At 35.8% G+C, this 7,039-nt stretch carries 3 protein-coding genes; all 3 read right to left on the reverse strand.

The genetic code is table 11. The features are described from left to right. Positions 1–172: 172 nt before the first annotated feature. Genes FLAPXU55_RS13950 through FLAPXU55_RS13960 form a run of 3 tightly spaced genes read right to left on the reverse strand, consistent with a single transcriptional unit; the run spans position 173 to position 6,362 of the window. Positions 173–1,741, reverse strand: a complete 1,569-nt coding sequence (locus FLAPXU55_RS13950) for an arylsulfatase (protein ID WP_180858440.1) — start codon at positions 1,739–1,741, stop codon at positions 173–175. 4 nt (positions 1,742–1,745) lie between these two features. Further along, a complete protein-coding gene (locus FLAPXU55_RS13955) occupies positions 1,746–3,218 on the reverse strand; it encodes a RagB/SusD family nutrient uptake outer membrane protein (RefSeq protein ID WP_180858442.1) in 1,473 nt (490 codons plus the stop codon). An 18-nt stretch (positions 3,219–3,236) separates the two neighbouring features. Continuing rightward, positions 3,237–6,362, reverse strand: a complete 3,126-nt coding sequence (locus FLAPXU55_RS13960) for a SusC/RagA family TonB-linked outer membrane protein (RefSeq protein WP_180858444.1) — start codon at positions 6,360–6,362, stop codon at positions 3,237–3,239. Positions 6,363–7,039 lie beyond the last annotated feature (677 nt).

Genomic DNA, 7,039 nt, shown 5'->3' on the forward strand with positions numbered 1-7,039 from the left:
TGATGTTAATGTTTAACACATAGAAACATAGCTTCTGTCCTCTCAAAAAAAGGCGTTTCACTTAGTTTAAATGCACAGAGTTTAACTATGTGAAAGAAATGTGTTTCTTTTTGCATTCTTTTTTAGTTATAAAATCTATGCTTCTATGGGTTTAAATATTATACCCAGCGAGTTATTTTATTTTATTCCAATCTTCGACACCTACTTTTACTGCCCATTTTTGATGTAACTCAATTAGGGTTTGGAGTATTTTCGGTTCTAATTTTGCTACGTTTTTTGTTTCTGTTCGATCTGTAGCAAGATTGTATAATTCCCAAGGCTGATTGTTTTCGGCTACTGCTTTCCACTGGCCTTTTCTTACTGCTTTACTACCTTCATGTTCCCAAAACAAAGCTTCATGCGCATCAGATTGTTGTCCTTCAAATTCCTTTTTTAAGCTGATTCCTTCTAAAGGTGTGAGACTTTTTCCTTGAAAAGCATCAGGATATTGAAAATGGGCATATTCCAGACAAGTCGGGAAAATATCAATCACATGACTTACTCTGTTACTTACTGTTCCGGACTTAATATACTTTGGATAATAAGCAATAAAAGGAGAAGCAATTCCGCCTTCGTGCGTGTTCTTTTTGAATAGTTGAAAAGGCGTGTTGCTCACATTTCCCCACGGACTTTCGTAACTATCAATCGATGCAGCTGAACCTTGTGTTCCATTTTTTTGTGTAACATAATTCCAGTTTTTTACATCATCAGCACTTCCGCCATTATCCGAAAGAAAAAGAACAAGCGTATTATCTTCTTCACCCAATGACTTTACTTTCTGCAGGATTTCTCCAATTCCGGCATCCATTCTGTCGATCATGGCAGCGTAAATTGCCATTCGGGTATCCCATTTGTCTTTTTCTTCGACACTTAGTTTTTCCCAATCCTGCACTTTTTCAAAACGATTGGATAAGTCCCAGTTTTTATCAATGATTCCCAGTTCTTTTAATTTTTTAAAACGAGTTGCTCTCAATTTATCCCATCCTTTTAGGTATTTGCCTTTGTATTTTGCAATATCTTCCGGCAATGCCTGAATGGGCCAATGTGGAGCATTATAAGCAACATACAGAAAAAAAGGTTTTTGCTGATTGTGCTGTTTTTCTAAAGAACTAATGGCGAAATTGGTAATTTCCTGAGTCAGATAAGTTGAAGTATCTGTGCGGATAATTTCTTTATCTCCTTTCAAAAAAGTAACTTTTCTTCCGTCGTTATATAAAGGCTCCGAGTTAAAATAACTGCTCCCGTTGTTTTGTAATGTAAAAGAATCATCAAATCCTCTATTAACTGCCCAGGCTGATGGCACTAAACCAACGTGCCATTTTCCTGAAACAATTGTACTGTAACCTGCCTGTTTAAGTGCTTGCCCAATAGTGATACAATGCTCGTTTAAATATCCCTGATAAGCCGGAAATCCTTTATCCTGAACCATATCGCCAATACCTGCCTGATGTGAATATAAACCCGTGAGCAATGAAGCCCGCGAAGGACAGCAGCGGCCTGCATTATAAAACTGGTTTAGAATAAGCCCGTTTTTAGCAAGTTTATCCAGGTTTGGCGTTTTAATTTCTGAGCCAAAAGCACCAATATCTGAGAAACCTAAATCATCCGCCAAAATGACGATGATGTTAGGTTGCTTTTTCTGTGCAAATAGGTGAGATTGTGCAGCAACCAATAGGGCAAGGATGAACAGTTTTTTTATCATTTTATTAATAACCTGGATTTTGTGGCAATCCTACCGGATCAATATTTCTTTCGCTTTGCGGAATCGGATATAAATTATTACGTTCTGAAACCGAGTTTTTAGCCGTAACTTTTTTAACTTCAGTAACTAAAGTTCCCCAGCGAACTAAATCAAACCAGCGTTGTCCTTCCTGAACAAATTCTTTTTTGCGTTCTTCCTGAATGGCAGCTCTAAAAGTGGTTTGGTTTAATCCAACTAAATCTACAGTTGCATCTGGTGTTGCAATTGGTTTTCCGTAAGCTCTTCTTCTTACCTGATTAAGCAATTCATAAGCTTCTGCAGTTGGTGCACCTTGCTCATTTATGGCTTCCGCCAAAGACAATAAAATGTCTGCATAACGAATTAAAGGGAAGTTAATCGCTACGTTTCCTGGAGTTGCTAAATTGGTTAAATCCAAATATTTTTTGAAAATAGGTTTAGGAAAAGTATACAGCGTTCCGGTTGTTGGATTAAGTAATTGTTTAGCATAACTTACATCTCTACGAGTATCTCCAGGTTGATAAATATCATAAAACAAGGCTACATCTGAAATAATATCTGCAGGTTCTGTAGCTGTAAATCCAGTAAATGAGGTAGATTGAAATGTGCTTCCGCTAGATCCGTTTCCGGCTTGGTTTGGCTCAAACTGAACAGAGAAAATATGTTCTTTTCCATTCTTTTTTGTTTTCGTAAAAATGTCCTGAAAGTTTTCGAACAAAGCATAACCGTATCCGCCGTTAATAACTTCTCTTGCTTTTAAAATAGCATTTGGATAATCTTTTCTTGTCAAATACACTTTTGCCAAAATTGCTTTTGCAGCTCCAGAAGTGGCACGTCCGGCATCTGGAGCAGAATAAGCTGCAGGTAAACTTTCGGCAGCGGTTAGATCTGAAATAATTTGAGCATACACATTATCTACAGATTCTCTTCTTGATTTTAAACTTTCTAATTGAATAGAAGTTGGTTCGTGTAAAACAATTGGAACGCCGCCCCAAATACGAACAGCCTGAAAATAAAGTAATCCGCGGATAAATTTAGCTTCATTGATTAATCTTGTTTTTACAACTTCAGAACCAGATACTTTTGGGATATTATCAATAGAAATATTGGCTCTGTTGATTCCTGCATAAATTTGTCTCCACGCGACTTGTACACGGTCATTTGTTGCATCATGTGTTAAACTGCTCATCGCTCTAACTTGTGGGTTTGTTGCAGAAACTCCGGCTGCAGCATAATCAGAACCCATATCTGTAAGGAAATAAAGGTTTCTTCCGAATAAACTCTGCTCTCCCGGATCAAGGCTTAAAGAAGCATAAACTGCAGTTACACTCGCAACGGCGTCATCTTGGGTTATAAAGTATTTATCTTCGGTTACAAAAGAGGTTGGTGTTACCTCCAGGTCCGTGCACGATACAAATAGTCCGACACTTAAAAGGAATGTTATTATAATCTTTTTCATTTTGATATATTTTTTTACTTAGAAAGTTACGTTCAAGCCCGAGATGAATGTTTTTGAGTTTGGATAAGAACCAAAATCAATTCCCGGATATAAGTTGTTTTGTTCGTATGAACTTACCTCTGGATCATAACCAGTGTATTTTGTCCATGTAACAAGGTTTTCTGCAGAAACATAGAATTTTACGCTTTTTGCTCCCAGTTTTTTAGAGGTACTTTTAGGTAATGTATAACCAAGCGTGATTAATTTTAATCGCAAGAAAGAAGCATCTTCTACATAACGCTCAGAAACAATTCCTAACGGTGAACTTGTTGCTCTCGGAATTTCGTTACTTGGATTTGTTGGTGTCCAACGATCTTCTAACGTAACATTAGCATTTGTTCCAAGAGTAGAAATTTCTAACTGCTGGTTTAAAGCGTTGAAGATTTTCGCGCCATAAGAACCCTGGAAAGAAAAGTTCAAATCAAAATCATTATAAGAAATCGTGTTACTGAAACTTCCAACAAATTTTGGCTGAGATGAACCTAAATTTCCTTTGTCAAGAGCAGTAATTACACCGTCTCCGTTTGTGTCAACATATTTTCTGTCCCCCACTTTTGTGTTCGCTAAACTGTTGATTTTTGGCTGTGTATTAACTTCTTCCTGAGTCTGGAAAATTCCATTTGTTCTGTATCCCCAAAAAGTTCCTAATGGTAATCCCACTTTTACCGTAACCGGCTGCTGTTGTAATAAAGAACCGTTTGGTACTACAGGGAAAAACTGATTTACTCCGTTTCCTATAGCTACAACCTTATTTCTGTTAGCAGAGAAAACTACATTTGAATTCCAAGAGAAATTTTCTGTTTTAAGGTTTTCAGTTGTTAAACCAATCTCGATACCTTTATTTTCAACACCTCCAATATTTTGAAGTACACTTGCATATCCTGAAGTTAACGGCACCGGAACGCTGATTAACAAATCGTTTGTTTTTTTGTAATACACATCAAAAACAAAATTGATTTTTCTTTCTAATAATGATAAATCTAAACCAACATTATATTGCGTTGTTTTTTCCCATTTCAAATCCGGATTTGCCAATCGGGTAGGAGCAAGACCAGTGTATAATGTTCCGCCAAAAGAATAGTTTACAGAACCCATTTGAGCCAAAGCTAAATAGTTCCCAATTTCCTGGTTTCCTGTTGTTCCGGCAGTAAGTCTAAGTTTAGCCTCCGTTACACCTTTAATGTTGTTTGCAAATTCTTCATCCGTAATATTCCATGAGAAACCTGCTGAAGGGAAATAACCCCAAAGTGACTCAGAACCAAATCTTGAAGATCCATCCGCACGAGCAGAAAGTGTAAAGTTGTATTTTCCTTTATAAGAATAGTTAACTCTCGCCAGCCATGATTTTAAAACACTTTCAAAAGCATCACTGCCAGGTTTTACCGCAACACCATCCTGAAGTGCATTATACGTATTGGCATCATTTACAAATGTATTAGCTCCAGCTGTAACCACTTCGCCTTGTGTGTATTGAAGTGTATAACCTCCTAAAGCTGAGAATTTATGATTTTCACCGAAGTTGGTATTATAGTTTAAAGTATTTTCATTCAGTACAGAACTTACCAATCTGTCTCCAACAGCTGCTGAACCTTTTGTTCCTGCACCATTTGAGGTATTTGCAGGGGCATAATAGTTTTGTTTTGTATTGATAACGTCACCGCTTACAGCAACTTTAGCAGTCAGTTTTTTAGTGATTTTATATTCACCAAATAAGCTGGTTAGAATTCTATTTATTTTAGTTTCGTTAATTGTATTTTCCAAATCATTAATTGGGTTTGGAACAAAACCGTTAACAGAAGTTGCATAAGGATTGTTAGTTACATTATAACTTCCGTTTTCATTTCTAATTGGCACTACAGGAGCAGTTAACAAAACACTAACCAAAGGGTTTGGATTTCTTCCGCCGCTTCCGTTATTAGCTATACCATTAGAAAGTGAGTTACTATAATTGGCATTAATACCAAATTTAAAGTTTTGAGAATAGTTTCTTTCGTAATTGATACGAAGAGAGATACGTCTAAAATCAGATCCCAAAACAGTACCTTCCTGATCAAAGTATCCTGCAGAAACGGCATATCTTGATCTTTCGTCTCCGCCTGAAAATGATAATTGATGATTTTGAACCGGAGCCGCAGTTCTAAATGCTGCATCCTGCCAGTCGTAACTTCCAGAAGTTTTAAAAGCTTCGATCTGCGCTGCAGAAAAAGACGGAGCCTGACCAATACTTGCCTGAACATCATTTCGTAAACTAGCCCATTGGCTGGCATTCATTACATGAAGTCTTTTAGAAACATTTTGGAATCCAAAGTAACCTTGATATGAAATATTATCTTGTCCTTTAGTTCCTTTTTTAGTTGTAATAATCACAACTCCATTTGCACCACGAGAACCGTAAATTGCAGTTGCAGAGGCATCTTTAAGAACTTCAATAGATTCAATATCAGCAGGATTTATAGTAGACAAAACATTTAAGCTTGCTCCGGCATTTGATATTCCGGCAGAACTGTTATTGTTGTCATTATAAATTAAAATTCCGTCTACTACATATAAAGGCTCGTTACCCGCTGTGATTGAGTTTCCGCCACGTATACGTACACTTGAAGAGGCACCAGGACGACCAGAACTTTGTGTAACTACCACACCGGCAACAGCGCCTCGTAATAAGTTATCTGCCGATGAAGTTACCTGGGATAAGTTGGCTTTTGGAACAGAAGCTACAGAACCCGTAATGTCTTTTCTCTTTTGAGTTCCGTAACCCACAACAACTAATTCGTCCAGTTCTTGTCTTTCTTCTTTTAAATGAATCGTAACCGGATTTTTCTCTACTATAAATTCTAGTTTCTTATATCCTATGTAACTTACGATTAAGGTATAAGGAAATTTCTGACCCGTTTGAAAATAAAATTTTCCCTCAGCATCTGTCTGTACACCGTGAGTTGTACCTTTAATTGTTACTGATGCACCTATAATTGGCTGATTTGTAATATCATCGACTACCGTTCCGTCGAGTTTAGATTGAATAAGCGGTGTTGTATTTTGTGCCTGAAATTGCAGGGATGTTAACAAAATTGTAACCCATAAAATGAGGTTTATATTTTTTTTCATTTCTTTGTAATGGTTTAAGTAATTAACAAGGCGCCCTGAGAGCTGAATTTTCAGCACTCTGATTGTTTCCTTGATTTAGTGATAAATGTTCTTTAAGCCTCGCCATTTCTGTTGCCGCAGAAATGGCTTTTTTTATTTACAGCAGCAGGTTTGCATTGTTTTCATTTTAGTTATTTTTTAGTTGGTTAATTGTTTTCTTTTAAAATATAGGTATATTCAAAAATCCTTTTGCTGCAGTTTATGCATCAATTAGATGATTGTATTTTCAATAAAAGTAATCTGGTGATGAAATTGAGATTTCGTTTTTTAGATTTAGAATTTAATCTAATAACGAACGGATTGCGTTGGTAATTAACAACAGAAGCACATATAACAACAATTGTTATAAGTATCATTTTTTGGAAGAATATAATACGATATGCTTTCGGTTGTTTTCAAAATATAGCTTTTTTGGTTTCGAATATTATTTTATAACTCTACTAATCCTATAGACAAAGTTAATTTTAATATAATAAAAACCAAAAGTTTAGTAAACTTTTTTTAGGAAAGCATAAAATATTTTTTTTATTAAATTTTAAATTAAATTTTTATTATTTAATTCTTTTTTTCATTGAAAACTTTTAGTTTTTCAATAATAATTTTAATCTGTTTTTCACTTAAATCAAAATCTTGTATTC

This window comes from Flavobacterium panici, assembly GCF_903819335.1.
GTDB classification, from domain to species: Bacteria; Bacteroidota; Bacteroidia; order Flavobacteriales; family Flavobacteriaceae; genus Flavobacterium; species Flavobacterium panici.

Excerpts from the sequence above, each read along its gene's own strand:
- FLAPXU55_RS13950 (WP_180858440.1), bottom strand. The coding sequence starts at position 1,741 with ATGATAAAAAAACTGTTCATCCTTGCCCTATTGGTTGCTGCACAATCT.
- FLAPXU55_RS13955 (WP_180858442.1), bottom strand. The coding sequence starts at position 3,218 with ATGAAAAAGATTATAATAACATTCCTTTTAAGTGTCGGACTATTTGTA.
- FLAPXU55_RS13960 (WP_180858444.1), bottom strand. The coding sequence starts at position 6,362 with ATGAAAAAAAATATAAACCTCATTTTATGGGTTACAATTTTGTTAACA.